This window comes from Sphingomonas sp. DMC6 (genome assembly GCF_056314225.1).
Genome location: NZ_JBQUYT010000001.1, coordinates 562,518 through 589,392, shown reverse-complemented (window position 1 = coordinate 589,392; position 26,875 = coordinate 562,518). Strand labels below are relative to the sequence as shown.

Sequence of the window (26,875 nt, the reverse complement as noted above, 5' to 3'; positions counted from 1 at the left end):
CCATCCGATTCCGTGATCCAGCTTCTCGCCTTTTACCTGTTCGCGTTCGTCGTGTGCGTCTCCGGCGCATTCACGATCCTTTCGCGTAACCCGGTACATTCCGTCCTGTGGCTCATCCTGGCGTTCTTCAACGCAGCGGGCCTGATGGTGCTCGTGGGCGCCGAATTCATCGCCATGCTGCTGGTGATCGTGTATGTCGGCGCGGTCGCGGTGCTCTTCCTGTTCGTCGTGATGATGCTCGACATCGACTTTGCCGAGCTGCGTGCGGGCGTGATGAAATATGCCGCTGTCGGCGGCCTGCTGGCGGTGGCGCTGGTCGCGGAGATCATTGTCGCGGTTGGTGCGTGGAGCGCCGGCACGCTGGCGCTGGGGCGCCGCGTCGCGCCGGTGGACGGCGGCGTGCCGAATATCGAAGCGATCGGCCAACTGCTCTACACGCGCTATCTCTTCGTGTTCGAAGGTGCCGGCCTGGTGCTGCTCGTCGCGATGATCGGTGCGATCGTGCTGACCTATCGCAAGCGCAGCGACGTGCGGCCGCAGAATGTCGGCAAGCAGATCGCGCGCCGCGCCAAGGATGCCACCCGCAACATGAACCCGGCTGTCGGGCAGGGGATGGAGCTGTGATCACGCTAACCCATTATCTGGTCGTCTCGGCGATCCTGTTCACCATGGGGGTGCTGGGCATCTTCATGAACCGGAAGAACCTGATCGTCATCCTCATGGCGATCGAGCTGATCCTGCTCAGCGTGAACCTCAATCTCGTCGCCTTCTCGTCGTTCCTGCACGATCTGGTCGGGCAGGTGTTCGCGATGTTCGTGCTGACCGTCGCCGCCGGTGAGGCCGCGATCGGCCTTGCGATCCTGGTCATTTATTTCCGCGGTCGCGGCACGATTTCGGTCGACGACGTCAATCGGATGAAGGGCTGATGTCGTCCATTCTGATCATCGTATTCCTGCCGCTGATCGCGGCAGCCGTTGCGGGGCTGGTGAACAAGTCGTTCGGCGCCACGCTGCCCAAGGTCGTGACCACCGGCTCGCTCTTCCTTGCGTGCGGGCTCTCCTGGCCGATCTTCCTTCAGTATCTGGGCGGCAATGCCGCGCCGAGCGTCACGCCGGTGCTGCACTGGGTCAGCTCGGGCACGATGAATTTCACCTGGGAACTGCGCGTCGATGCGCTGACCGCGGTGATGCTCGTCGTCGTCACCAGCGTCTCGGCGCTCGTCCACCTGTATAGCTGGGGCTATATGAGCGAAGAGCCGGACCAGCCGCGCTTCTTCGCCTATCTGTCGCTGTTCACCTTCGCGATGCTGATGCTCGTGACCGCGAACAACCTGGTGCAGATGTTCTTCGGCTGGGAAGGCGTGGGTCTTGCGTCCTACCTGCTGATCGGTTTCTGGTTCCGGAAGCCCAGTGCCAATGCCGCGGCGATCAAGGCCTTCGTGGTCAACCGCGTCGGCGATCTCGGTTTCATGCTCGGCATTTTCGGCACCTTCCTGGTGTTCGGCACCGTCGACATCCCGACGATCCTGGCCGCCGCGCCGAGCCATGCCGGTTCGACCATCGGCTTCCTCGGCCACCGCTTCGACACGCTGACCGTGCTCTGCCTGCTTCTGTTCGTAGGCGCGATGGGCAAGTCGGCGCAGCTCGGCCTGCACACCTGGTTGCCGGACGCGATGGAAGGCCCGACCCCGGTGTCCGCGCTGATCCACGCCGCGACCATGGTGACCGCAGGCGTGTTCATGGTCTGCCGCATGTCGCCGATGTTCGAACAGAGCCATGTCGCGATGGGCGTGGTCGCCACGATCGGCGCCGCGACCTGCTTCTTCGCCGCAACCGTCGGCACGACGCAGACTGACATCAAGCGCGTGATTGCTTATTCGACCTGTTCGCAGCTCGGCTACATGTTCTTCGCGGCGGGCGTCGGCGCCTATGGCGCGGCGATGTTCCACCTGTTCACGCACGCCTTCTTCAAGGCGCTGCTGTTCCTGGGCGCCGGCTCGGTGATCCACGCGATGCACCACGAGCAGGACATGCGCTATTATGGCGGCCTGCGTAAGCACATCCCGATCACCTATTGGGCGATGATGATGGGTACGCTGGCGATCACTGGTGTCGGCATCCCTGCGCTGTTCGGCAATCCGGTGGCGTTCGGCTTTGCCGGCTTCCACTCGAAGGACGCGATCATCGAGGCGAGCTATGCCGCCGGCAACATCGGCGTCTTCTGGGTCGGCGTGGTCGTGGCGCTGCTCACCAGCTTCTATTCGTGGCGTCTGGTGTTCCTGACCTTCCATGGCAAGCCGCGCTGGGCCGCTTCCGAGCACATCCAGCACGCGGTGCATGACGCGCACGGCCACGGCCATGACGATCATGCGCATGCCGCGCATGACGCGCATGGTCACGACCGTCACCACGCGCACGACCATGGCGACGGCACGGCGGGTTATCACCCGCATGAAAGCCCGCCGGTCATGCTGCTGCCGCTGATCATCCTGTCGGTCGGGGCAGTACTCGCTGGCTTCGTCTTCCACGGCTTCTTCATCGAGCCGACGGCCGGCGAAACCTATTGGCACGGCGCGCTCGCCTTCAACGAGCATCTGATGCACGCGATGCATGCGGTGCCGGTGTGGGTGAAGCTGTCGGCGACGGTGGCGATGCTGAGCGGTCTGGCGATCGCCTGGTATGCCTATCTGGTTTCGCCGGGCTTTCCGGCGGCGTTCGCCGACCAGTTCCGTCCGCTGTACCTGTTCCTGCTCAACAAATGGTATTTTGACGAGCTCTACAACTTCCTGTTCGTCCGCCCGGCAATGGCCATTGGCCGCCTGCTGTGGAAGCGGGGCGACGAACAGACGATCGACCGGTTCGGCCCGAATGGTGCCGCGCGGCTGGTGCAGATCGGGAGTGTGGGCGCCGTCAAGCTGCAATCGGGGTATCTCTACACCTATGCCTTCGTCATGCTGATCGGGCTTACGGCCGCGCTCACCTGGGTCATTGCGGGGTGATGGAAAAATGACCGGCATTCCGATCCTTTCCGTCCTGCTCGCGGTGCCTGCGGTTGCCGCAGTGCTCTGCCTCTTCGTCGGTGCGCAGGGGGCCCGCTGGACGGCGCTCCTCGCCACGCTGGTGAACCTGGCGCTGGGTGTCGTTCTCTGGACGAGTTTCCAGTCGGGCGCCGGCGCGCCGCAGTGGCAGTTCGTCGAGCATGTCAGCCTGTTCCAGCTCGGCGGCGTCGATTTCGCCTGGGCGCTGGGCATTGACGGCTTCGCGCTGAACCTGATCATGCTCTCGCTGTTCCTGATGCCGATCTGCATCGGGGCAAGCTGGCTCTCGGTTACCAAGCGCGTGCCGGAATATATGGCGGCGTTCCTCGCCACCGAAGTGCTCATGATCGGCACCTTCGCCGCGCAGGATCTGTTCCTGTTCTACATCTTCTTCGAAGGTGGCCTGATCCCGATGTACCTGATCATCGGCATCTGGGGCGGCGTGAACCGCATCTATGCGTCGTACAAGTTCTTCCTGTACACGCTGATCGGCTCGCTGCTGATGCTGATCGCGATGATCGCGATGGTGCTGAACACCGGCACCACCTCGATCCCGGTGCTTATGGCGCATGACTTCCCAGCCAACTGGCAGACCTGGCTGTGGCTGGCCTTCTTCGCCTCGTTCGCGGTGAAGATGCCGATGTGGCCGTTCCACACCTGGCTTCCCGACGCGCACGTGCAGGCGCCGACCGCGGGGTCGGTCATCCTGGCGGGCGTGCTGCTTAAGCTTGGCGGCTACGGCTTCCTGCGCTTCTCGCTGCCGATGTTCCCGCTGGCCTCGGTCCAGTTCATGTGGCTGGTGTTCGCGCTGTCGTGCATCGCCGTGGTGTACACCTCGCTCGTCGCGCTGGTGCAGACGGACATGAAGAAGCTGATCGCCTATTCGTCGGTCGCCCACATGGCGATCGTCACTATGGGCCTGTTCGCCTTCAACGCGAACGGCATCGACGGTGCGATGATGGTGATGCTCGGCCATGGCCTGGTGTCGGGCGCGCTGTTCCTGTGCGTCGGCATCATCTATGACCGTCTGCATACTCGCGAGATCGACCGGTACGGCGGCCTTGCGATCAACATGCCACGTTATGCGGTGCTGTTCCTGCTGTTCACCATGGCCTCGATCGGCCTGCCGGGCACCAGCAATTTCGTCGGCGAGTTCCTCGGTCTGGCAGGGACCTATCAGGTTTCGACCTGGACCGCGCTGATCGGCACCACCGGCATCATCCTCGGCGCCGCCTATATGCTCTACCTGTTCCGTCGGGTGGTGTGGGGCGACCTGACCAAGGACGATGTGAAGGCGATGCCCGACCTGGACGGTCGCGAAATCGCGATGCTCGTCGCGCTGGCGGCGGCGGTACTGTGGATGGGTGTCTACCCGACCAGTTTCCTGCAGCCGATGCGTGCCGATGTCGTACGGCTGACCGCGCGCCTCAACAGCGCCGCGCATACCGCTTCGATCAGCGACTCCAAACCCACTCCGGGTACGCCGCAGGCGGCACCCGCCCATGAGGCCTCCGCGCACGGGGAGGCGCACTGATGACCTATTCGACGCAATTGCTGATGACGCTGCCGGAGCTGGTGCTCTCGGTCGGTTCGATCGTGCTGATGCTGGTGGCAGCCTGGGGCGGCCAGGCATCGACCAAGTTGGTGAGCTGGGTATCGGTGGCGTTGCTGGCCGGTGCCGGCATTGCGCTGGCCGGACCATCCGCCAATGGCGGCGTGGCGTTTGGCGGGCTGTACAAGGCCGACGCCTTTGCGACCTATGCCAAGGTCGTGATCTATGTCGCTGCGGCGATCGCCATCCTGATCGCGCCGAAATTCTTCGAACGGACCTCGGGAGACGATCTGCGGCCGGAATATCCGGTGCTTATCCTGCTTTCCACCGTCGGCATGGGCATGATGGTTTCGGCTGGCGATCTGCTGAGCCTCTATGTCGGTCTCGAACTGCAGAGCCTCTCCGCCTACATCCTTGCCAGCTTCATGCGCCGCGACACGCGCTCGGCCGAAGCGGGCTTGAAATATTTCGTGCTGGGCGCGCTTGCCTCGGGCATCCTGCTCTACGGTATCAGCCTGGTCTATGGTTTTGCCGGCACGACGTTGTTCGACGGCATCGCCAATGCCTATAGCGCCGGCCTGAAGTCGCCGCAGCATCTGGGCCTGCTGTTCGGGCTGGTGTTCGTGTTCGCCGGCCTTGCCTTCAAGATCTCGGCGGTGCCGTTTCACATGTGGACGCCCGACGTGTACGAAGGCGCTCCGACCCCGGTGACCGCCTATTTCGCCTCGGCGCCGAAGATGGCGGCGGTGGCGCTGGCCGTCCGCGTCGCGATCGACGCGATGGGCCCGGCGATCCTGGAGTGGCGCCAGATCGTGATCTTCGCCTCGCTCGCGTCGATCATCTTCGGTGCGGTTGCAGCGATCGGCCAGACCAACATCAAGCGGCTGCTCGCCTATTCGTCGATCAACAATGTCGGCTTCGCGCTGATCGGCCTTGCCGCCGGCGGCCCGGAAGGTGTGTCGAGCGTGCTCGTCTACATGGCGATCTATGTTGTCATGACGATCGGCAGCTTCCTGGTGGTGCTGCAGATGCGCGGTGAGGACGGCGAGCCGGTCGAGACGATTGCCAGCCTGTCGGGCATGTCGCGCACGCGGCCGGGTCTGGCGCTGGCTCTCATGATCTTCATGCTCAGCCTTGCGGGTATTCCGCCGCTGCTCGGCTTCTTCGCCAAGCTGGGCGTGTTCATCGCGGCTGTGAATGCCGGGCTCTGGGGCTTCGCTACGGTCGGTGCCGCTGCCTCGACGATCGGTGCCTTCTATTACCTGAAGATCGTCAAGACGATGTACTTTGACGAGCCGGCCCCGGCCTTTGCCGGCAAGACGGACCTGATCGAAGGCGGCCTGATCACGATCAGCGCGGTGGCGATCTCGCCGATCGGCTGGCTGGTGTTCGGCGCGCTGGGCAGCTGGTCGCTGGTCGCAGCGAAGGCGCTGTTCTGACGGCGATTATCCGTACCGTCGCCGAGACGGGATCGACCAATGCCGATATGCTCTCCCTGGCGCTTTCGGGCGCGGGGGAGGGACTTTGGCTAAGGGCGGAGCGCCAGACGGCTGGCAAGGGGCGGCAGGGCCGGCCCTGGGTTTCGCCCGTCGGCAATTGCTATATCTCCACGCTGGTACGGCTGCGGCCTACCGATCCGCCGCCCGCGACGCTGGCCTTGGTGTCCGCCGTTGCGCTGGAAGAGGCGGCGCGCGCCTTTGGCGTGACGGCAATGCTTAAATGGCCGAACGATCTGCTGGTGGCCGGCGCCAAGCTGTCTGGCATTTTGCTGGAACGCGCCGGCGACGCGGTCGCAGTGGGGATTGGTGTCAATCTTGCCGCAGCCCCCGAAGGGCTCGACCGCGCGGCGACCAGTCTCGCGGCGCAGGGCGCGCCGGTCGAGCCCGATGTGTTCGCAGAAGTGCTGGCGGAAAGCTTTGGTCGTTGGCTCGGCAAATGGCGCGGCGAAGGGCTGTGGCCGGTCCGCGAGCGCTGGCTCGCACGTGCCCATCCCGAAGGAACGGCGCTTACGGCGCGGCTGAGCGATGGCAGCAGCGTGGATGGGCTGTTTGGCGGCATGGATGGTGACGGCGCGCTCATCCTGCGCTTGGCCGATGGCACCAGCCGTGCCATTCACGCGGGCGACGTGTTCCTGTTGTAACGACGAAGGGGTAGGGAATGCTGCTCGCGATCGATGCCGGCAATACCAATGTCGTGTTCGCGCTGCTGGACAAGGGCGAGGTGCGTGCGCGCTGGCGCATCGCCACCGATCCGCGCCGTACCGCCGACGAATATGCCGTTTGGCTCAGCCAGCTGCTGGCGCTGGAGGGGTATGATCGCAGCGCCGTGACCGGGGTGATCCTCGGTACGGTGGTGCCGCGCGCGCTCCACAATCTGCAGGTGCTGTCGTCCAAATATTTCGGCACAGAAGCGGTGATCGCCGGCCAGGGCAGTGCCGAATGGGGCTTTGCACTGGATGTCGACGAGCCGCAGAATCTGGGCGCCGACCGCGCGCTGAACGTCATCGCGGGCCATGCGCGGCACGAGGGCGACCTCATCATCATCGACTTCGGTACTGCGACGACGTTCGACGTGGTCGATTATCGCGGCGCCTACAAGGGCGGGATCATCGCTCCGGGCATCAACCTGTCGCTCGATGCGCTCGTGACCGCGGCCGCCAAGCTGCCGCGCATCGCCATCACCGCGCCGGAAAACACCAGCGTTGTCGGCCGCAACACGGTCGATCAGATGCATATCGGCATCTATTGGGGCTATATCGCGATGATCGAGGGGCTGGTCGCGCGGCTGAAGGCCGAGGTCGGCCGCCCGCTCAAGGTAATTGCGACGGGTGGGCTCGCGATCCTGTTCGAAAAGCATATATCGGTGTTCGACGCCATCGAGCCCGATCTGACGATCCAGGGCCTATCCATGCTGTGGGAACGCAGCCAGCAAGGAAATTAAGTGACTCCAGGTAACGAACTGCTCTTTCTCGCGCTCGGCGGGTCGGGTGAGATTGGCATGAACGTCAATCTCTATGGCTGCCAGGGCAAGTGGTTGATGGTCGATTGCGGCATCACCTTTGGCGATGCCAGCTATCCGGGCATCGACGTGATCCTGCCCGACCTGCAGTTCATCGAGGATCGTCTGGACGATCTGCTTGGGATCGTGCTGACGCACGGGCACGAGGACCATATCGGCGCGCTGCCCTATCTGGCGGGTGATCTGGGCGTGCCGCTCTACGCGACGCCGTTTACCGCCGGGCTGATCCACGGCAAGCTTTCCGAAGAGGGCATCGAGGACCGCGTCGAACTGAACGTGGTCGATGAGGAAGGGCCGTTCGATATCGGCCCGTTCCGCATCACCTACACGCCGCTGGCGCACTCGATTCCCGAGGGCAATGCGGTGCTGATCGAAACGCCTTATGGCAACGTGTTCCACACCGGCGACTGGAAGCTGGATGAGGCCCCGTCGCTGGGCGGCGCCTCGACCGCCGAGGAACTGACGGCGATCGGCGATCGCGGCGTGCTGGCGTTGGTCTGCGATTCGACCAATGTGTTCAATCCCGAGGCGTCCGGCTCCGAGGCGGAGGTCCGCAAGGGGCTCGACGAAGTGATCGGCGCCGCCAAGGGGCGGGTGCTCGTCACCACCTTCGCCTCGAATGCGGCACGCCTGCAGACGCTTGGTGAAGTTGCGCGCGATACCGGCCGTGAGCTGTGCGTCGCCGGCCGCTCGCTCGACCGGATCATTCGCGTCGCCAAGGCGACCGGTTATCTGCGCGATTTCCCAGAGACCGTGGATTTCGAAACCGCGATGACGCTGCCCGCCTCGCGCGTGCTGATCGTCGCGACCGGCGGGCAGGGCGAGCCGCGGGCCGCGCTCAATCGCATTGCCGAGGGCAGCCATGTGCTGAAGCTGCACCAGGGCGACCTGGTCGTCTTCTCGTCGCGCCAGATTCCGGGCAACGAAATCGCGATCGGCAAGATCATGAACACGCTGGCGGACAAGGGCGTCGACATCGTCACCGATCGTCAGGCGTTCGTCCACGTCTCCGGCCACCCCGGGCGGCCCGAGCTGGCAGCGATGTACCGGTGGATTCGCCCGCAGATCATCCTCCCGGTTCATGGCGAGATCCGCCACATGCACGAACAGGCGCGCTTCGCGCTGGAGCAGGGCGTGCCGCAGGCGGTTACGCAGGTGAACGGCGAAATCGTTCGGCTGGCGCCGGGCAAGCCGGAGAAGATCGGCTTTGCGCCCGCCGGTCGACTGGTACTCGACGGCGACGTTATCCTGCCAGCCGACGGCGCGACGATGACCGAACGGCGCCGCATAGCGCTCTATGGCCAGATGTCGGTTGCCGTGGCGATCGACCGCAAGGGGCGGCTGCTTGGCAGCCCGCAAATCCGCATTCAGGGCGTGCCGGTGGAGGAAGATCGCGATGATCTGATCGACGCTGCCGCCGATGCCGCCGCTGAAGCGGTGGCGAAGGAGACCCGCGACCGCGAAAAGCTGCGCGAGGCGCTTCGGCTGGCGGTACGGCGGGTGGCGACGCGCTTCACCGGCAAGAAACCGGTGGTGGACGTGCTGCTGATCGAGGCGTAGCATCTGCCCATGAAATGGCAGTCGGCGCTTGCGATCTATTTCCTGTTCTGGGCGATGTCGGTTTTCTTCGTGCTGCCGTTCGGCGTTCGGACGAGCGAGGAGGCCGGCGTTCCGCTGGTGCCGGGCCAGGCACCCAGCGCGCCGCACCAGTTTAGTGCGGGCCGCATCGCGCTGCGGACGACGATCGTGTCAGCCGTGTTGTTCGCGCTATTCTACCTCAACTATGTCTATGGTTGGGTGACGACGGATATGCTCGACTGGGTGCATATGCCCGACGCGAATTAGCTTCGTGCCACATGCCAGGGGCGGTGCGTCTTCTATAAAGAAGAGATGGACGCCTTAAATAGCCTGCATGTCCAGATGCTTGCCGCGCTCGATGAGATCGAGCGGCTGTGCCTGGCGCCCCGCTGCGAGGAAGAAGCGGTGATGGCCGCGCGCTACCGGTTGACGCGGCTGAGCACGGCGCGTCGGCAATGCGTTACCAGCCTTTGCGAGCGCGCAATTGCCGAAGGGCGCGGCGATGCATCGATCGTCGCACTGCGGGATGACACGCGCCGTTCGCGCGCAGAATCGAGCCACCATATCGGCACCTGGACCTTGCGCCGGGTAAGCAGCGACTGGACCGGTTATTGTCAGGCGTCGACGGCGCTACGCAGCAAGTTGCGGCAGGAAATCGCGCAGGAGCGGGCGATCCTCGCTGGCATAGCTGACGGCATTCACCCGGGCGCCGCAGCCGATCCGGCGAGCAGGCCGCCATCGATGTTGAATTCGGCGCCGGTGACATAGGCCGATTCATCGGCCGCCAGCATCGCAGCGACCGCGGCGACTTCCTCGACCGTGCCGAAGCGCCGTAGCGGTGTGTCGGCAACGAAAGCCGCCACACGTGCGTCCCGATCGGGCCCGTCCCCCAGCATCGGTTCCCACATCGGCGTGAGTATCGCCGCCGGGTGGATCGAGTTGCAGCGAATCCGCCAGCCTTGCTGCGCACAATAGAGCGCGACGCTCTTGCTGTGGTTGCGCACCGCCGCCTTGGAGGAGGCATAGGCCGCCGCGAGTGGAATGCCGACCAATCCCGAGCGCGACGAGATGTTGATGATCGAGCCGGCGCCTCGATCCTTCATCGCGCCGATCGCATAGCGGCAGCCGAGAAAGGTGCCGTCCAGATTTACGCGGTGTACCGCTCTCCAGTCGGCAAGTGTCGCATGTTCGGGGTCATGGGCGGCGGGTCCGTCCTGAAAGCCAGTGATCCCGGCATTGTTCACCACCACATCGGCGATGGGTACCAGCTGCGCCAGCCGCTCCCAGTCGGTTTCCTCAGCCACGTCGAGTTCGATGAAATCGCAGCCAAGCGTCGCCGCCGCCGCCGCACCTGCATCTATGTCGCGGTCCGTCAGGATAACGGTGGCGCCTTCGGCCAGGAAGCGCGCGCAAATGGCGCGGCCGATGCCGCGTGCGCCGCCGGTTACGACGCAGGTCTTGCCGTTCAGTCTTTGCATGATTGTCTCGCAGATAGAGTCCAGCTGTGGCGGCGCCGGGCCGCCTGCCTGTGCATTGCCGCCTTAGCGGTGACGCTGGATCATCGTTCGCAAGACTCCTTGTGCAGAAAAACTGGGCGCCGGCCCGGCCGCTGGCAAGCCTCAGGTGCGCAGCCGCTCGATTGCCTGGGCGAGTGCGACATAGAGTTTGCCCATATCCGACGACAGCAAGGTGACGCCCAGCGGCGATCCGTCGCGCAGCGCGAGGATCTGGCGCAGCATGGCCTCGAAGTCGTGGATATAGCGGTTCACATTGTCGCGGAACGCCTCGTCGCCGTCATAGAGGCGCAGCACTTCCCGCGCGTCCTGCGGATCGAGCAGGCGTACCGCACGGCGTGTAAAGACACCGCGGTCCCCCTTGAGATAGGCCGCCCAGGCGCTGTCGGTCACTTCTGCGGAGAAGGTCTTGGCGATGTCGATCGAGGCCGAGTTCAGCGCCTCGATCAGCAGCGACACGCGGCGCGAGAAGGAATCGCTGTCGGCGCGCTCCTGCGCCTCGCGCGCTTCCTCGATCCGTGCCTCCAGCGCGTTGCTGGCATCGCTGAGGGCCTGCATCTGATCGCTGAGGCGCCCCGAGGCACGCGCGGCGGCCTGCACGGCAGCGTCGGTTTCGCGCTGCAACGCCTGCAACTGATACTGGACCGAATTCTCCACGGCGCGCTGCAGTGCCTCGCCGCTTGCTTCCTCTATGGCGCGGGCGGCATCGGGCACGATCGCGGCGAGCGTCTCGCGGGCATGGTCGGCAGCGGCGTGCGACGTCTCGCGAACGCGCACCAGTGCCTCGACGAGGTCGGGTGCGGCGCTGTCGGTGAAGCGTCGCGTCGTCGCGATTGTCTCGTCGACAATGCGACCCAAGGTTTCGGCCTGCTCGCCACCGGTCGCCAGCGTATCCAGCAGCGATTGCTGCGTTTTTGCCAGGGTGTCGCGCTGCTTCGAGACAACATCGGCGATCGCTTCGATCGCGTCGTGCGTGCTCTCGGCGGCCGTGACCAGCGCAAGCAGCTCGGGCTTGGACGCGGAGACGACCTTGCGGCTGTCGTTGATTCGCGCGTCGAGCCGGGCCAGCGCCTCCGGCATCGTCTCGTCCATCTCGCGCGCGGCGGCGTCGAGCGCGGTCAGCAGTTCCTCAGCGGTGCCGATAACGACTCGGGCCGTGGTGTCGCCTGCGCGCATCGCGTCGGTCATCGCGTCCATCGATTGATGGAGGACACTGATGGTTGCAGACAGCGACTGCGTGCGCTCCATGCCGGTCGCGTGCAGCGCGTCGAGCTCGCGGTCGAGCTGCGCGGCGCCGTCCGCCAGGCGCTGGAATAGCGCGTCGCTGCGCATCTTTTCCTCGCTCAGGCGCGAAGAGATGCGCTGGATGACTTCCTCGATGGCGGCAATTCGATCGCCCATCGCGGTCGTGCTTTCCAGCCCGGCCCGCTCCAGCGAGGCCTGATTGGCGGCGACCATGGCCAGCATCGCTTCGCCCGTGGCCGCGATGCCGCGGCGCGATTCGTCGACTGCCTGCGATGCGCGTTCGAGCACCGCGTCAACATCGGCGGACATCTGACCGGTAAGCTGCTCCAGACGGCTGCTGGCAGCGGCGCTGCTTGCTTCCATCCGGGCAATATTGGCGGCGAGCCGCTCAGCGGCACCGCTGGCAATCTGGTCGGCGTCGCGGCCACGCTCACCGAGCGCGGAAAGCTGCGCATCGAGCGCGGCGGCGCGCTCGCTGGCGAGCAACCCGGCGGCGTCGACCCGCTCTGCCAGACCGCGCATCTCGTCATGCGCCTTGGGAAGGGTGGAAAGGACTACCGCCACGCGCCGCTCGGCATCGGCGGTCGTGTCCCCAAGCTGTTGCACGCTGGACTGGACTGCCTGGGCCTGGCGGGCTGCGGCGTCAGCGGCAACGGCGATCTGTTCTACGGCGCGCGTACCGATATCCTGCAGCGCGGTCGCTTGTTCAGCGAGGGCGACGCGATTGGCTTCGATCTGGGCCGCGAGGGTTGCGACCGTCCGCTCCAGCGAGGACGCCTCGGCACGCATTGCCCGGGCCGTGGCGCCAAAACGCTGTGCCTCGGCACGGCTGGTGCGGAGCGTCAGCAGGTAGAGAAGTGCGACCAGCGCAGGTGGAACGCAGAGTGCAGCGACCGACTGCACGAGCTGCGGCGGCGTCATACCCGTGCGGAAGGCCGGCCAAAGCAGGGCGAGCATTGCGCCCACGCTGGCCAAGGCGGCGATCCACGCAATTGCAGGCGCCAGCCAGCCGGCGCGGCGCGGTCGAGCGGGTTCCGCATCGTCCCAGGTTGCGGATTCATCCAGCATGTCGGACGGCAAGGCGGGTTCGCTCAGAACCAGCTCCTCATGTTGCGAAACCTCTGCGCCGGGCGCCATCCTGGCCCTTCTGCCCCCTGTCATGGGCTATCCTGTACCATAATTGCACGCATGACCAATAGCGGACAGCGAATTTGACGCTGAAACGAAGGGTTAACGCTGCCACGCTAGAGCGTTCGGATGGCCTATGATCCGGGTGCTATCGATGCGACGCTCGCAGCGGCGGTGGGAGATGAGCCCGTGCTCATTGCCGAACTGCGCGCGGAGTTTCTGGCGGGCGTCCGCAGCGCGCTCGAAGGGCTGAAAGCCGCGAAAGGCGCGCAGCAATGGGCAACCGCAGCACTGCGGCTCAAGAGCCTGGCGGCCAGCTTCGGCGCAGTCCGCTTGATGGCGCTGGCCGAAGAAGCCGTATCGCGTACGGCGCAGGACAGGACATTGCTCCGCCGGATCGAACGCGCAGTCGAGCGACTCTGAGCCTTACCGCTTTCGGCTGAGCTCGCGCATTGCCGCGTCGAGGCCGTCGAGCGTCAGCGGGTACATGCGGTCGCGCATCAGTCCCCGGATCATGCCCACCGATTGCGAATAGCTCCATTGCGCCTCTGGCAGCACGTTGAGCCAGACCGTCGCGGGATAGGTATCTACGACGCGCTGCAGCCACACTGCGCCCGCTTCCTCGTTGAAATGCTCGACCGATCCGCCCGCGTGCGTGATCTCATAGGGGCTCATCGACGCATCGCCGACGAAGACGATCTTATAGTCGTGCCCATATTTGTGCAGGATTTCCGCCGTGGGGGTGCGTTCGGTGGCGCGGCGGCGATTGTCCTTCCACACGCCTTCGTAGAGGCAGTTGTGGAAATAGAAGAATTCGAGGTTCTTGAATTCGGCGGTAGCAGCCGAAAACAGTTCCTCGCACAGCTTGATGAATGGGTCCATCGAACCGCCAACGTCGAGGAACAGCAGCAGCTTGACCGCATTGTGGCGCTCGGGGCGCATGCGCACGTCGAGCCAGCCCTGACGCGCGGTACCGGCGATCGTCGCATCGATGTCCAGTTCGTCGGCGGCGCCTTCCCGGGCGAAACGGCGCAGGCGGCGCAGCGCGATCTTGATGTTGCGGGTGCCGAGTTCGCGCGTCGAATCCAGGTTGCGAAATTCGCGGTTCTCCCAGACCTTGATTGCACGGCCATGCTTGCTCTCGCCGCCAATACGGACGCCCTCGGGATTATAGCCGCCATTGCCGAAGGGGGACGTGCCGCCGGTACCTATCCAGCGATTGCCGCCTTCGTGCCGCTCCTGCTGCTCGGCGAGGCGCTCCTTCAACGTCTCCATGATCTTTTCCCAGGAGCCGAGCGATTCGATCGTCGCCATTTCCTCCGTCGTGAGGAACTTCCGCGCGACTGCGTGCAGCCACTCTTCGGGAATGTCGGGGCGGCCCTCGGTGAAGCGGGTTTCGATGCCGCGAAAGACATGGGCGAAGATCTGGTCGAACCGGTCGAGCAGGCCCTCATCCTTCACGTAGGTGGCCCGGGCGAGGTAGTAGAAGGCCTCCGGCGAGCGATCTATCACGTCGCGGTCCAGCGCCTCGAGTAGCAGCAGATGCTCCTTCAGGCTCGCCGGAATGCCCGCCGAACGAAGCGCATCGAGGAAGGCGAGGAACATGCCGCCTGCCGGCTCAACTCGGCCGCTGCCGCCGGGCCATGAATGCGAGCCGTTCGAACAGCATCACGTCCTGCTCGTTCTTGAGCAGCGCGCCGTGGAGCGGCGGGATTGCCTTGGTCGGGTCGCGCGACTGGAGCACCTCCAGCGGCATGTCCTCATGGAGCAGCAGCTTCAGCCAGTCGAGCAACTCGCTGGTCGAGGGCTTCTTCTTCAGGCCCGGCACCTCGCGGACCTCGTAGAAGAGATCCAATGCCTTGCCGACGAGCAGCTTCTGGATGCCGGGGAAGTGGACATCGACGATCGCCTGCATCGTCTCGCGATCCGGGAACTTGATATAGTGGAAGAAGCACCGGCGCAGGAACGCATCGGGCAATTCCTTCTCGTTGTTCGAGGTGATGACGACAATCGGCCGCTCGACGGCGCGAACGTTCTCGCCAGTCTCGTACACATGAAACTCCATGCGGTCGAGTTCCTGAAGCAGGTCGTTGGGGAACTCGATATCGGCCTTGTCGATCTCGTCGATCAGCAGCACGGGAAGGGTGGGGCTGGTGAACGCCTCCCACAGCTTGCCCTTGCGGATATAGTTGGCGATGTCGTGGACGCGCGGATCGCCGAGCTGGCCGTCGCGGAGACGGGCAACGGCGTCATATTCGTACAGTCCCTGCTGCGCCTTGGTCGTCGATTTGACGTTCCATTCGATCAGCGGCGCGCCGACTGCCTTGGCGATCTCATAGGCAAGCACGGTCTTGCCCGTGCCCGGCTCCCCCTTGACGAGCAGCGGTCGGCGGAGCGTTACGGCGGCGTTTACGGCGACTTTCAGGTCATCGGTCGCGACGTAGCTCTGGGTACCTTCGAAGCGCATGGCCAGGAGTGTACCGGGCGAACGGCGCCGGTGGCAAGGCTCAGTGCCGGCCGCGAGCCCCGGCGCGCGCCTCCAGCAGATCCCACAGGCCGCGATGCTGGGCATAGACCTGTTGCGCGCCGAACAGCATGGCGCGTTCTATGGCGCTTTCGCGGGCGAGAGCGTCGATCATGCTGACGGTCTCGGCGGCGAGGGGGAATTGTGACGGCGCGATGGCGACGCCCCAGCGCCGCGCTGCTGCGTCGAGCGTGGCACGGATTTCTGCCCAGTCGATCACCAGGGCAACGGCGGCACCTGTGGCGCAACCGGCGCGGCCCGACTGGGCCAGCATATCGAGCGCGTGCCGTTGGGCGCCTGCGGCAGCTTCCGATTCCGCGTGCCCGGGCGTGCTAGGCAGAGGGCCGGCGGCGGCCACCAGCCGCGCCATGTAAGCACGCTCTTCGGAAAACGCCTCGGCGCAGGCTTCGAGCCAGCCGGTTTCGATCGGCTGGCCCGCCTGGTGCAGGGCGTGGTCGATCATGCCTGGATGGCGCGCGTGTAGCCGACAGATATAATGGATCGCGTCCGACAGGTCGCGGATCGCCGCATCGCCGACGCGCAGGGACCGCAAATAGGGGTGGTTGGCGCTGCCATCGGCCTCTGCCAGCGAGCCCATGGCGCTCCAGGCGGCACCGAGTTGCGCAATCTGAACGGAATCGAACGGCATACGCGCCCCAAAAAAGCAGCAGCAAAGTCCCGCGAAGTGCGGAGCCGTTCTATAAGCTAGGGAAATCTACTGAACCGCGTAGGAACGTGGTTTTCGTGCGTTTAACCATAAGCGCAGCGATGTCTTCGTATCTGCGCATATCATGCTGACATCAAAAGGGCCCCGCCAGTGTCTGGCGAGACCCTTTGTCGATAGCGATTGTCGCGCGAGTTATTGATCGAGGAAGCTGCGCATCTTGCGGCTGCGGCTGGGGTGCTTCAGCTTGCGCAGCGCCTTGGCCTCGATCTGGCGGATACGTTCGCGCGTCACCGAGAACTGCTGGCCGACTTCCTCCAGCGTGTGATCGGTGTTCATGCCGATGCCGAAGCGCATGCGCAGCACGCGCTCCTCGCGCGGGGTGAGGCTGGCGAGGACGCGGGTGACCGTTTCCTTCAGGTTCGCCTGAATTGCGGCGTCGACCGGGATGATGGCGTTCTTGTCCTCGATGAAGTCGCCGAGGTGCGAATCTTCCTCGTCACCGATCGGCGTTTCGAGCGAGATCGGCTCCTTCGCGATCTTCATCACCTTGCGCACCTTTTCGAGCGGCATGCTCAGGCGCTCGGCCATTTCCTCCGGCGTGGGCTCGCGGCCCTGTTCGTGGAGGAACTGGCGGCTGGTGCGCACCAGTTTGTTGATCGTTTCGATCATGTGCACCGGAATGCGGATGGTGCGCGCCTGGTCGGCGATCGAGCGGGTGATCGCCTGGCGAATCCACCAGGTCGCATAGGTGCTGAACTTGTAGCCGCGGCGATATTCGAACTTATCCACCGCCTTCATCAGGCCGATATTGCCCTCCTGGATGAGATCCAGGAACTGCAGACCGCGGTTGGTGTATTTCTTGGCGATCGAGATCACGAGGCGGAGATTGGCCTCGACCATCTCCTTCTTCGCAATACGCGCCTCGCGCTCGCCCTTCTGCACCATGTTGACGATGCGACGGAACTCGCTGAGCGCCATGCCGGTCTGCTGCGAGATTTCGGAAATCTCGGTGCGGATGCGGTCGACAGCGCCGGCTTCGTTCTCGGCGAAGTTCTTCCACTTCTTGTCGAGCGTGGCGACGGTCTGCAGCCAGTTCTCGTCCATCTCGTGATCGACATAGCGGTCGAGAAAGTCCTTGCGGCTGACCTTGTGGCGCTCGGCCAGGCGCAGCATCTGGCCGCCCAGCGCGGTCAGGCGCCGGTTGAAGCTATAGAGCTGGTCGACCAGATATTCGATCTTCGCCTGGTGGAACTGGACCGACTCGACTTCGGCGGTCAGCTCTTCGCGGAGCTTCTGGTACTTCTTTTCCTCTGCCCCCGGCATTTCGCCGCCCGCCGCCATCGCGTCGAGCCGCTGCTGCTGCATCTTCGCGAACTTCTTGTACACCGCCGTGATGTTGGCAAACTTCTCGAGCGCCTGCGGCTTGAGCTGCTCTTCCATCTGCGCGAGCGAAAGGGTGTTGTCCTCTTCCTCGTCGTCGGACGGACGGCGCGCGCGGCGTTCGGTCAGCTCGTCGTCCTCGTCGGACGACGCCTCTTCCTCAATGTCCTCTTCTTCCTTGTAGGACGGGCCGGCGTTCGATTCGCTGATCTCGCCATTGTCGTCCTCGGCGCCTTCGACCTGCTCGGCCGACGGCCCCTTGGAGAGCATCGCGTCGAGATCGAGGATCTCGCGGAGCTGCATCGTGCCTTCGTTGAGCGCGGTGGACCAGCCGATGATCGCGTTGAAGGTGATCGGCGACTCGCACAGGCCCAGGATCATCGTGTCGCGGCCGGCCTCGATGCGCTTGGCGATCGCGATTTCGCCTTCGCGGCTGAGCAGCTCGACGGCGCCCATCTCGCGCAGGTACATGCGCACCGGATCGTCGGTGCGATCGACGGTTTCCTTCTTCTTCGCCGCTTCGAAGGCGGGCGCGGAATCATCGCCGGAATCCGAAACATCGGCTTCGTCGGCGCTTTCGTCCTCAGGCTCGGCGTCCTCGCCGGCGTCTTCGTTCTCAACGACATTGATACCCATGTCGTTGAGCGCGGCCATGATGTCCTCGATCTGCTCCGAGGTCATCTGATCCTGCGGGAGCATCTCGTTGAGCTGGTCGACGGTGATATAGCCGCGCTTCTTCGCTCGCGCGATCAGCTTCTTGATCGAACCTTCGTTCAGATCGATCAGGGGCGCGTCACTCGTATCGCCTGCGTCGGTGACGTCTGCCATGTTCGCCTTCGCCATCAAAATCCTCGAAACTCAGATGGCGGCTATTTTACACCGCCTCTATTCCTCAAAAACGCCGTCGTCCGCAAGCATCAGATTTGCAAGCCGTGCTTCCAGCTCCTGTCGTTGCCGTACCAACGCGACCTGGCGGGCAAAAGCTGCGTCGTCAAAATCCTCGCGCATCGCCGCCGTGGCCTCCGCAAGCGCGGCATCTACCGCGGGTTGCGCGACCATGACGGCGATTGCCTCGCTCAAGTCGTCACGCGCCTTCGCCTCGTCGCCACCCTGGCGGGTAAAGGAGAAGGGCAGCGTGCTCGCCTTGAGCAAGTCAGCAGCCACTGAATCGAATCCGGACCGCGCCAATATGGTGAGGACTTTTCTGCTATCAAGTTGCCTCTCGGCAAGCGCGACGTCGATCACCGCCTCGAACAGTTTTCCGAGCGCATCCGAGGCGCTGCGAAGGCTGCCGAGCACTTCCATGTGCCGGGCGATTTCGGCCGGATGGCGTATCAGGCCGGCGAGAACGGCGCGGGCGAGGATCGGGTCGAGACCGCTCGCCTGCACGCCGCGGATCAGCGGCGACGGCGGCTGCTCGGGCGGTTGCCAGACGCCCCGGGCATTCCGGCTGCCGCGGGGCTGGCGGGCCGGGGCAGGGCGGCTATCGTGACGAACGTTACGCACGGAGCGACCGAAATGCTCGTCGGCTCTGGCACGAAATTCTGATATATATTCGTGCTTTACCGCATTATCTTGAATTTGGTTCGCAAGTTCGGCCAGCCGGTGCTTGAAGCCGGCGCGCTGCTCCGGCGTGTCGAGCGGTTCGGCGGCGACTTCGCTAGCCCAGAGGCGGTCGACCAGAGGCTCGGGCTTGGCGAGCAGCGCCTCGAACGCAGCCGGGCCCTGCGACCGCACCAGATCGTCCGGGTCGAGGCCCTGGGGCAGCGTCACGAAGGCGAGGCTGCGGCCGGGAGCCAGCATCGGCAGGGCGCGGTGCGCGGCGCGGAGCGCAGCCTTCTGCCCGGCCGAATCGCCGTCGAAGCAGAGTAGCGGTATATCGGACAGCCGCCACAGCCGCTCGAGCTGGTGCTCCGTGAGGGCCGTGCCGAGCGGCGCCACCGCCTCGCCGAAACCCGCCTGGGCGAGGGCGATCACGTCCATATAGCCTTCGACCGCGATCACCCGGTTCGCCTTGCGCGCGGCGGCCTGGGCGCGATCGAGATTGTAGAGCGTGCGGCCCTTGTCAAACAGCGGGGTTTCGGGGGAATTAAGATACTTCGGCTCACCCTCGCCGATGATGCGGCCGCCGAACGCGATCACCCGCCCGCGCACGTCGCGGATCGGGATCATCAGGCGGCCGCGGAACCGGTCGTACGGCTCCTTGCCCTCGACCGCGATCAGCATGCCGGATTCGACCAGCATCGCATCGCCGTAGCTTTTGAGTGCCTCCTTGAGCTTGCCGCGCGAATCGGGGGCGAAGCCCAGGCCGAAGGCGCGGGCAGTCTCCTCGCGGATGCCGCGCCGCTGGAGCACGGCGCGCGCCTCGGCGCCCTCGATGCCGTTCAGCCGCTCGCTGAACCAGGTCGCGGCGTCGCCCATCAGCTCGTGCAAGCCCTTCGCGCGCTCGGCCTTTTGCGCGGCGCGGCGGTCCTGCTCCGGCATGTCGAGCCCGGCTGCTTGGGCCAGTTCCTTGATCGCGTCGATGAACGGCAGGCCGCGCTGGTCGGTCATCCAGCGGATAGCATCGCCATGCGCCCCGCAGCCGAAGCAATGGTAGAAGCCCTTGTCGTCGTTGACGTAAAAGCTGGGCGACTTCTCGTTGTGGAACGGGCAACAGGCGCGAAATTCCTTGCCCGCGCGCTGGAGCTTCACCGTCTTGGCGATGAGCGTGGAGAGGGTGGTGCGGGCGCGAAGCTCGTCGAGGAAGGCGGGGGTGAGGGACATGGGGCTACCTGCTCCCCTGAGGGCGCTTGTTCAGCCCCTCCCCCGACCCCTCCCGCAAGCGGGAGGGGAGCGATGGAGCCGAAGCGTCGTAGTCCGTGCTCCCCTCCCGCTTGCGGGAGGGGCTGGGGGAGGGGCGTTGTCCGCCCGATACCTCGCTTCGAGAACGATGCACCGGCGCCATTGTCGCGATCACCCGCTCAATCTCCGCGACGACGCCCTCGAGATTCCCCAGCACGTCGTTGTTCCAAAACCGTAGCACGCGATAGCCTATCGATTCGATATATCGCGTCCGCTGGGCATCTTCCGCCGCATTGACTGCGTGCTGCCCGCCATCGACCTCGACGACCAGCTTCAGACTGCGCGCTACGAAATCACAGATATAAGGCGGAACTTTCACCTGACGGTTGAACCGCACCCCGCCCAGCTTCCGCGCGCTCAATGCCTGCCACAGTGCCAGTTCGGCATCCGTAGGGTTGTTTCGCAACTTGCGGGCGTAGGTACCTGCTTCCATTCCCTCCTCCGGCCCCTCCTGCAAGCGGGATGGGCGCGCAGTTGGCTACCGTCAGGAAAGCGCCGCCTTCACCAGCGCACTCGCCTTGCTCATGTCGAGCTGCGCCGCGTGGCGCGCCTTCAGCTCGGCCATCACCCGGCCCATGTCCTTCATGCCGCTGGCGCCCAGCTCGGCCTTGATCGCCTCGATCGCGGCGGTCGTTTCCGCTTCGCTCATCTGGGCGGGCAGGAAGCGTTCGATCACCACCACTTCCGCCGCCTCGGCATCGGCGAGTTCCTGGCGGTTGCCCTTCACATACATGTCGATCGATTCGCGGCGCTGCTTCACCATCTTCTGCAGCACTTCCACCACCAGCGCGTCGTCGTCCGCCGGCGCACCGCCGGTACGCGCCTCGATGTCGCGGTTCTTGATCGCGCTCTGGATCAGGCGGATCGTCGCGGTGGTTTCCTTGTCCCCGCCCTTCATGGCAGTCACCAGCGCAGCCTTGATGTCGTCGCGAATCATCGTTTCTCTCGATCTTGTCCGGAAAGCCGGGAACCATAGCCGAGGCCTGCGAAACTTAACAGATTGACGCATCGGGCCGGGGGCTCTAGCGGGCGGCACTTAGCAACATCGCCAAAATCCAGTTCAGGAGTGCCCGCCCCAAATGGCCGACGCCAAACCCTTGTCCATGCCCGTTGGAGCCACGGGCGTTCTGGTTCTGGCGAGCGGCGAGATATTGTGGGGTAGGGGATTCGGTGCCGAAGGCGAGGCCGTCGGCGAGGTGTGCTTCCACACCGCGATGACCGGCTATCAGGAGATCATGACCGATCCGAGCTTCGCCGGTCAGATCATCAACTTCACCTTCCCGCACATCGGCAATGTCGGCGCCAACCCCGACGACATCGAGGCCGATGACCCGCATGCGCTGGGCATGATTGTCCGCGAGGATGTGACGGAGCCGTCGAACTTCCGCAGCACCGAGCATCTCGATGCCTGGATGGCGAAGCACAAGCGCATCGGCCTGTCCGGCATCGACACCCGCGCGCTCACCCGCCGCATCCGGCTGGGCGGCGCGCCGAACGGCGTGATCGCGCATTCGCAGAGCGGCAATTTCGATATCGACGCGCTGCTGGAGAAGGCGCGCGCCTGGCCGGGGCTGGAGGGCATGGACCTCGCCATCACCGTGTCGTGCGAGACGCATTTCGGCTGGGAAGGCGGCGTGTGGAAGCTGGGGGCGGGGTATGGCCAGGTTCCCCTTCCGCTTGCGGGAGGGGCTAGGGGAGGGGATGACACCGCCCCGGATGCCTCCGCTGCCGGCTCCAGCCCCTCCCCCGACCCCTCCCGCAAGCGGGAGGGGAGCGCAGGCGGCGAGCGCGGGAAGCGCCCGCAGGTCGTCGCGATCGACTATGGTTCGAAGCGCAACATCTTCCGCAACCTGGTGCAGGCCGGCGCCGATGTGACCGTGCTGCCCGCCACCGCCACCTTCGAGCAGGTGATGGCGTTCAATCCGGACGGCTTCTTCCTTTCCAACGGCCCGGGCGATCCGGCGGCGACCGGCGAATATGCCGTGCCGGTGATCCGCCAGCTGCTCGAGACCGGCAAGCCGCTGTTCGGCATCTGCCTCGGCCACCAGCTGCTCGGCCTCGCCGTGGGCGCGCGGACCACCAAGATGTTCCAGGGCCATCGCGGTGCCAACCATCCGGTCAAGCGGCTGGAAGACGGCGCGGTGGAGATCACCAGCATGAACCACGGCTTCGCCGTCGAGCGCGAGAGCCTGCCCGCCAATGCCCGCGAGACGCATGTGTCGCTGTTCGACGGCTCCAACGCCGGCATCGAACTCACCGACCGCCCGGCGTTCAGCGTGCAATACCACCCCGAGGCCAGCCCGGGCCCGCAGGACAGCCTCTATCTGTTCGAGCGGTTCGTGGGGATGATGGGGTGATCAAATACTCTCAAGCGCGAGTGTTGTTTGCACAGGCGCTGTACGAGCTATTGGTCGAGTCTAACGAAAGCGAGTGGTTTTCGGCCGCTGACATTCAGAGAAAGTCTGGATTGGAGCTCGGCATGGCGTTCGTGAACCGAGTGCTCTCCCTGTCAGAGGACGAGGACGGAGTGTTCACGAGTGAGCGCGATGGATATTGGACGCTTGGTAAAGAGGGATTCGATCTCATCGAAGCTCAACGATCAGTGTCTGAGACTGCTGAAGACTATGCTCCCGCAGCGGATCGCGTTGTTCGATTCAACCACAATGCCTCCGACGCGCAGGAAATTGCAGCAAGGCTCGCTGAGGTAAAAGAGAGTGTTCGCGGCGCAAACGGTCCTGAGATTGACGAACAGGAACGGGAACGAGTTTTTAAGGCTCTTTCGGTCGCTGAGCACATTTGGAATTCTGGGCACTTCAAGCTGATTCAGTTCAAGGTTGGTGTCATTCTCGCTGTGGAGGATGCTGCTACTATCTTGGCTTCAACTGCAAAGAATGTGACCGCCGCATTGCTCGTGGACGCCTTGAAGGCATTCGCAAAGAACCATTTCCATATTGATTTGGACCATATCTGATGCCCAAGCGCACCGACATCTCCTCCATCCTCGTCATCGGCGCGGGGCCGATCGTCATCGGTCAGGCGTGCGAGTTCGATTATTCGGGCACGCAGGCGATCAAGGCCCTGAAGGAAGAGGGCTATCGCATCGTCCTGGTCAATTCGAACCCGGCGACGATCATGACCGATCCCGAGCTGGCCGACGCGACCTATATCGAGCCGATCACGCCCGCGGTCGTCGCCAAGATCATCGAGAAGGAGCGGCCCGACGCCGTCCTGCCGACGATGGGCGGCCAGACCGCGCTCAACACCGCGCTGGCGCTGTTCCGCGACGGCACGCTGGAGAAGTTCGGCGTGACGATGATCGGCGCCGATGCCGATGCGATCGACAAGGCCGAGGACCGGCTGAAGTTCAAGGACGCGATGACCAAGATCGGGCTCGAAAGCGCCCGCTCGGCGATCGCGCATAGCGAGGCGGAGGCGCTGACCGCGCTCGACTATGTCGGGCTGCCGGCGATCATCCGCCCCAGCTTCACCATGGGCGGCTCGGGCGGCGGCATCGCCTATAATCGCGAGGAATTCATCGCGATTGTGCGCTCGGGGCTCGACCTTTCGCCGACCACCGAGGTGCTAATCGAGGAATCGCTGCTCGGCTGGAAGGAATATGAGATGGAAGTCGTCCGGGATCGGAACGACAATGCCATCATCGTCTGCTCGATCGAGAATATCGATCCGATGGGCACGCACACCGGCGATTCGATCACCGTCGCGCCGGCGCTGACGCTGACCGACAAGGAATACCAGATCATGCGCAACGCATCGATCGCGTGTCTCCGGGAAATCGGTGTTGAAACAGGCGGTTCCAACGTGCAGTTCGCGGTCAATCCGAAGGACGGCCGCCTGATCGTGATCGAGATGAACCCGCGCGTCAGCCGCTCCTCGGCGCTCGCCTCCAAGGCGACCGGCTTCCCGATCGCCAAGGTCGCCGCCAAGCTGGCGGTGGGCTACACGCTCGACGAGATCGACAACGACATCACCGGCGCGACCCCGGCGAGCTTCGAGCCGACCATCGATTACGTCGTCACCAAGATCCCGCGCTTCGCCTTCGAGAAGTTCAAGGGCGCCGAGGCGGTGCTGGGCACGGCGATGAAGTCGGTCGGCGAAGTGATGGCGATCGGCCGCTCGATCCATGAATCGATGCAGAAGGCGCTGCGCGGGCTGGAAACCGGCCTGAGTGGCTTCAATGATGTCGACCGGCTGGTCGGCGCGCCGCGCGACGTGATCGAGGCGGCGCTGGCGGTGCGCTCGCCCGACCGGCTGCTGATCGCGGCGCAGGCGCTGCGCGAAGGCTTCACCGTCAAGGAGGTGCAGCGCTTCACCAGCTACGACCCATGGTTCCTCGAGCGGATCGCCGAGATCATCGAGGCCGAGAAGGACGTTGCCGCCAACGGCCTGCCGCAGGACGCGGCCGGTATGCGCCGCCTGAAGGCGATGGGCTTCAGCGACAAAAGGCTCGCCTATCTGGCGCTCAAGTCGGTCAACCTGCGTTCCGGCAGCGAGGCCATGGCGCGCAGCTCGGGCCTGATCGGCGAGATCGCGAACGCCATCTCCGGCGGCGTGACCGAGGCCGAGGTGCGCAAGCTGCGCCACCGGCTGGGCGTGCGCCCGGTGTTCAAGCGGATCGATACCTGCGCGGCCGAGTTCGAGGCGAAGACGCCGTACATGTACTCGACCTACGAGGCGCCGAGCTTCGGCGAGCCCGAGAACGAGGCCGAGCCGAGCGACCGCCGCAAGGTAGTGATCCTCGGCGGCGGTCCGAACCGGATCGGGCAGGGGATCGAATTCGACTATTGCTGCTGCCACGCCTGCTTCGCGCTGGCCGATGCGGGCTATGAGACGATCATGGTCAACTGCAATCCGGAGACGGTGAGCACCGACTATGACACCTCGGACCGGCTCTATTTCGAGCCGCTGACCGCCGAGGACGTGCTCGAGATCCTCGAGGTCGAGAAGTCGAAGGGCGAGCTGGTCGGCGTGATCGTCCAGTTCGGCGGGCAGACCCCGCTCAACCTCGCCAAGGCGCTGGAGGATGCGGGTATCCCGATCCTCGGCACCAGCCCCGATGCGATCGACCTGGCGGAAGACCGCGAGCGCTTCGCCGATCTCGTCGCCAAGCTGGGCCTCAAGCAGCCCGCCAACGGCATCGCCCGCAGCCGCGACGAGGCGGTGCGCGTGGCCGAGCGGATCGGCTATCCGGTGCTGATGCGGCCCAGCTATGTGCTGGGCGGCCGGGCGATGGAGATTGTCGACAGCCTCCAGCAGCTCGACGACTATATCCAGACCGCGGTGCAGGTATCGGGCGACTCGCCGGTGCTGATCGACCAGTATCTGCGCGATGCCATCGAGGTGGACGTGGACGCGATCGCCGACGGCACCGACGTCGTCGTTGCGGGCGTGCTCCAGCATATCGAGGAAGCCGGCGTCCATTCGGGCGACAGCGCGTGCTCGATCCCGCCCTACAGCCTGCCGGCCGACATCGTCGCTGAAATCGAGCGCCAGGCGGATGCGCTGGCGCGCGCGCTCAAGGTCAAGGGGCTGATGAACATCCAGTTCGCGGTCAAGGACGGCGAGGTCTATCTGATCGAGGTCAATCCGCGCGCCAGCCGCACGGTGCCGTTCGTCGCCAAGGCTATCGGCGCGCCGATCGCGAAGATCGCCAGCCGGGTGATGGCGGGCGAGAAGTTGGCGGCGTTGCCGAAGATCGACCGCGACATCGACTATATCGCAGTGAAGGAAGCGGTGTTCCCATGGGCGCGCTTCCCCGGCGTCGATCCGGTGCTTTCGCCCGAGATGAAGTCCACCGGCGAAGTGATGGGCATCGACAAGGACTTTGCGACCGCCTTCGCCAAGTCGCAGCTCGGCGCCGGTACGGTGCTGCCGCAGGGCGGCACGGTTTTCGTCAGCGTGAAGGACGGTGACAAGGCCGTGGTGTTGCCGGGGGTTAAGATCCTCGCCGATCTCGGCTTCCGCATCGTCGCGACCGGCGGCACTGCCGATTTCCTCGCCGCCGAAGGGATTGCGGTCGAGCGCGTGAACAAGGTGGCGCAGGGGCGGCCGCACATCGTCGATCGAATCCAGGACGGCGACATCGCGCTGATCTTCAACACCACCGAAGGCTGGCAGTCGCTGAAGGACTCGATGAGCATCCGCGCCTCGGCGCTGGCGCAGAAGGTGCCGTATTTCACGACGGCGCCGGCAAGCGTGGCGGCGGCACGGGCGATCGCGGCGCTGCGGACGAACCCGATCGAGGTGCAGCCGATCCAGGCCTATTTCGCTTCGCGGGGGTGAAGGGGTTCCCCTCCCGCGTGCGGGAGGGGAACGATTGTGGATAGGCGGGCCTTAATTGGCTTTATTTGCCCCTGCCTTGATGTTTCTT

General features: G+C 64.7%; 23 protein-coding genes. 14 read left to right on the top strand and 9 right to left on the bottom strand.

Annotation, left to right across the window (positions count from 1 at the left end):
* Positions 1-12: 12 nt before the first annotated feature.
* The 10 genes from ACT53M_RS02565 to ACT53M_RS02520 are packed head-to-tail and all read left to right on the top strand — an operon-like array spanning position 13 to position 9,953.
* Positions 13-624 carry an NADH-quinone oxidoreductase subunit J gene (locus ACT53M_RS02565; RefSeq protein ID WP_476231268.1) on the top strand — a complete coding sequence of 204 codons (612 nt, stop codon included), beginning with the start codon at positions 13-15 and terminating at the stop codon, positions 622-624.
* Positions 621-926, top strand: a complete 306-nt coding sequence (gene nuoK, locus ACT53M_RS02560) for an NADH-quinone oxidoreductase subunit NuoK (RefSeq protein ID WP_476227620.1) — start codon at positions 621-623, stop codon at positions 924-926. Before ACT53M_RS02565 ends, nuoK begins: the two co-directional genes overlap by 4 nt.
* The gene (nuoL, locus tag ACT53M_RS02555) at positions 926-2,998 is read left to right on the top strand and encodes an NADH-quinone oxidoreductase subunit L (RefSeq protein WP_476231266.1); all 2,073 of its coding nucleotides are present in this window, start codon (positions 926-928) and stop codon (positions 2,996-2,998) included. Before nuoK ends, nuoL begins: the two co-directional genes overlap by 1 nt.
* Positions 2,999-3,005: 7 nt before the next feature.
* The gene (locus ACT53M_RS02550; RefSeq protein ID WP_476231265.1) at positions 3,006-4,571 is read left to right on the top strand and encodes an NADH-quinone oxidoreductase subunit M; all 1,566 of its coding nucleotides are present in this window, start codon (positions 3,006-3,008) and stop codon (positions 4,569-4,571) included.
* A complete protein-coding gene (gene nuoN / locus ACT53M_RS02545) occupies positions 4,571-6,028 on the top strand; it encodes an NADH-quinone oxidoreductase subunit NuoN (protein WP_476231264.1) in 1,458 nt (485 codons plus the stop codon). The genes ACT53M_RS02550 and nuoN overlap by 1 nt, the downstream gene beginning before the upstream one ends.
* 5 nt (positions 6,029-6,033) lie before the next feature.
* Positions 6,034-6,729 carry a biotin--[acetyl-CoA-carboxylase] ligase gene (locus ACT53M_RS02540; RefSeq protein ID WP_476231578.1) on the top strand — a complete coding sequence of 232 codons (696 nt, stop codon included), beginning with the start codon at positions 6,034-6,036 and terminating at the stop codon, positions 6,727-6,729.
* A gap of 17 nt (positions 6,730-6,746) precedes the next feature.
* A complete protein-coding gene (locus ACT53M_RS02535; protein ID WP_476231263.1) occupies positions 6,747-7,529 on the top strand; it encodes a type III pantothenate kinase in 783 nt (260 codons plus the stop codon).
* Positions 7,530-9,167 carry a ribonuclease J gene (locus tag ACT53M_RS02530; protein WP_476231262.1) on the top strand — a complete coding sequence of 546 codons (1,638 nt, stop codon included), beginning with the start codon at positions 7,530-7,532 and terminating at the stop codon, positions 9,165-9,167.
* 9 nt (positions 9,168-9,176) lie between these two features.
* A complete protein-coding gene (locus tag ACT53M_RS02525) occupies positions 9,177-9,452 on the top strand; it encodes a DUF1467 family protein (protein WP_476231261.1) in 276 nt (91 codons plus the stop codon).
* A 45-nt stretch (positions 9,453-9,497) separates the two neighbouring features.
* Positions 9,498-9,953, top strand: a complete 456-nt coding sequence (locus tag ACT53M_RS02520; RefSeq protein ID WP_476231260.1) for a hypothetical protein — start codon at positions 9,498-9,500, stop codon at positions 9,951-9,953.
* On the opposite strand, the gene ACT53M_RS02515 is transcribed toward ACT53M_RS02520, so the two are convergent.
* Together ACT53M_RS02515 and ACT53M_RS02510 are read right to left on the bottom strand one after the other, a co-directional pair.
* The gene (locus ACT53M_RS02515; protein ID WP_476231259.1) at positions 9,884-10,663 is read right to left on the bottom strand and encodes an SDR family oxidoreductase; all 780 of its coding nucleotides are present in this window, start codon (positions 10,661-10,663) and stop codon (positions 9,884-9,886) included. The two genes, ACT53M_RS02520 and ACT53M_RS02515, sit on opposite strands and share 70 nt — an antisense overlap.
* 141 nt (positions 10,664-10,804) lie before the next feature.
* Positions 10,805-13,012 carry a coiled-coil domain-containing protein gene (locus ACT53M_RS02510; RefSeq protein ID WP_476231258.1) on the bottom strand — a complete coding sequence of 736 codons (2,208 nt, stop codon included), beginning with the start codon at positions 13,010-13,012 and terminating at the stop codon, positions 10,805-10,807.
* Between the two features lie 189 nt (positions 13,013-13,201).
* On the opposite strand from ACT53M_RS02510, the gene ACT53M_RS02505 reads away from it, so the two are divergent.
* On the top strand, positions 13,202-13,495 hold the full coding sequence (locus tag ACT53M_RS02505; RefSeq protein ID WP_476227632.1) for an Hpt domain-containing protein: 294 nt from the start codon (positions 13,202-13,204) through the stop codon (positions 13,493-13,495).
* Between the two features lie 3 nt (positions 13,496-13,498).
* Here the strand turns inward: ACT53M_RS02505 and ACT53M_RS02500 are convergent, their stop codons facing one another.
* The 7 genes from ACT53M_RS02500 to ACT53M_RS02470 form a co-directional block, all read right to left on the bottom strand.
* Complete coding sequence (locus ACT53M_RS02500; protein WP_476231257.1) at positions 13,499-14,677, bottom strand: vWA domain-containing protein; 1,179 nt, start codon at positions 14,675-14,677, stop codon at positions 13,499-13,501.
* A gap of 13 nt (positions 14,678-14,690) precedes the next feature.
* On the bottom strand, positions 14,691-15,539 hold the full coding sequence (locus ACT53M_RS02495) for an AAA family ATPase (protein ID WP_476231256.1): 849 nt from the start codon (positions 15,537-15,539) through the stop codon (positions 14,691-14,693).
* A gap of 40 nt (positions 15,540-15,579) precedes the next feature.
* Positions 15,580-16,245 carry a DUF6975 family protein gene (locus tag ACT53M_RS02490; protein ID WP_476231255.1) on the bottom strand — a complete coding sequence of 222 codons (666 nt, stop codon included), beginning with the start codon at positions 16,243-16,245 and terminating at the stop codon, positions 15,580-15,582.
* A gap of 210 nt (positions 16,246-16,455) precedes the next feature.
* Positions 16,456-18,486 (bottom strand): RNA polymerase sigma factor RpoD, encoded by a 2,031-nt coding sequence (rpoD, locus tag ACT53M_RS02485; RefSeq protein WP_476231254.1) that lies wholly within the window; start codon positions 18,484-18,486, stop codon positions 16,456-16,458.
* Between the two features lie 42 nt (positions 18,487-18,528).
* Positions 18,529-20,409: a DNA primase gene (gene dnaG / locus ACT53M_RS02480; protein ID WP_476231253.1), complete on the bottom strand. Its 1,881-nt coding sequence runs from the start codon at positions 20,407-20,409 to the stop codon at positions 18,529-18,531.
* Positions 20,410-20,413: 4 nt separating this feature from the next.
* A complete protein-coding gene (locus ACT53M_RS02475; RefSeq protein WP_476231252.1) occupies positions 20,414-20,920 on the bottom strand; it encodes an endonuclease domain-containing protein in 507 nt (168 codons plus the stop codon).
* Positions 20,921-20,971: 51 nt separating this feature from the next.
* Entirely contained in the window at positions 20,972-21,424 is a 453-nt protein-coding gene (locus ACT53M_RS02470) for a GatB/YqeY domain-containing protein (protein WP_476231251.1), read from the bottom strand.
* A 142-nt stretch (positions 21,425-21,566) separates the two neighbouring features.
* On the opposite strand from ACT53M_RS02470, the gene carA reads away from it, so the two are divergent.
* Genes carA through carB form a run of 3 tightly spaced genes read left to right on the top strand, consistent with a single transcriptional unit; the run spans position 21,567 to position 26,787 of the window.
* A complete protein-coding gene (gene carA / locus ACT53M_RS02465; protein ID WP_476231250.1) occupies positions 21,567-22,844 on the top strand; it encodes a glutamine-hydrolyzing carbamoyl-phosphate synthase small subunit in 1,278 nt (425 codons plus the stop codon).
* Positions 22,841-23,458, top strand: a complete 618-nt coding sequence (locus tag ACT53M_RS02460; protein ID WP_476231249.1) for a hypothetical protein — start codon at positions 22,841-22,843, stop codon at positions 23,456-23,458. Before carA ends, ACT53M_RS02460 begins: the two co-directional genes overlap by 4 nt.
* On the top strand, positions 23,458-26,787 hold the full coding sequence (gene carB, locus ACT53M_RS02455; protein WP_476231248.1) for a carbamoyl-phosphate synthase large subunit: 3,330 nt from the start codon (positions 23,458-23,460) through the stop codon (positions 26,785-26,787). The genes ACT53M_RS02460 and carB overlap by 1 nt, the downstream gene beginning before the upstream one ends.
* Positions 26,788-26,875: the final 88 nt, after the last annotated feature.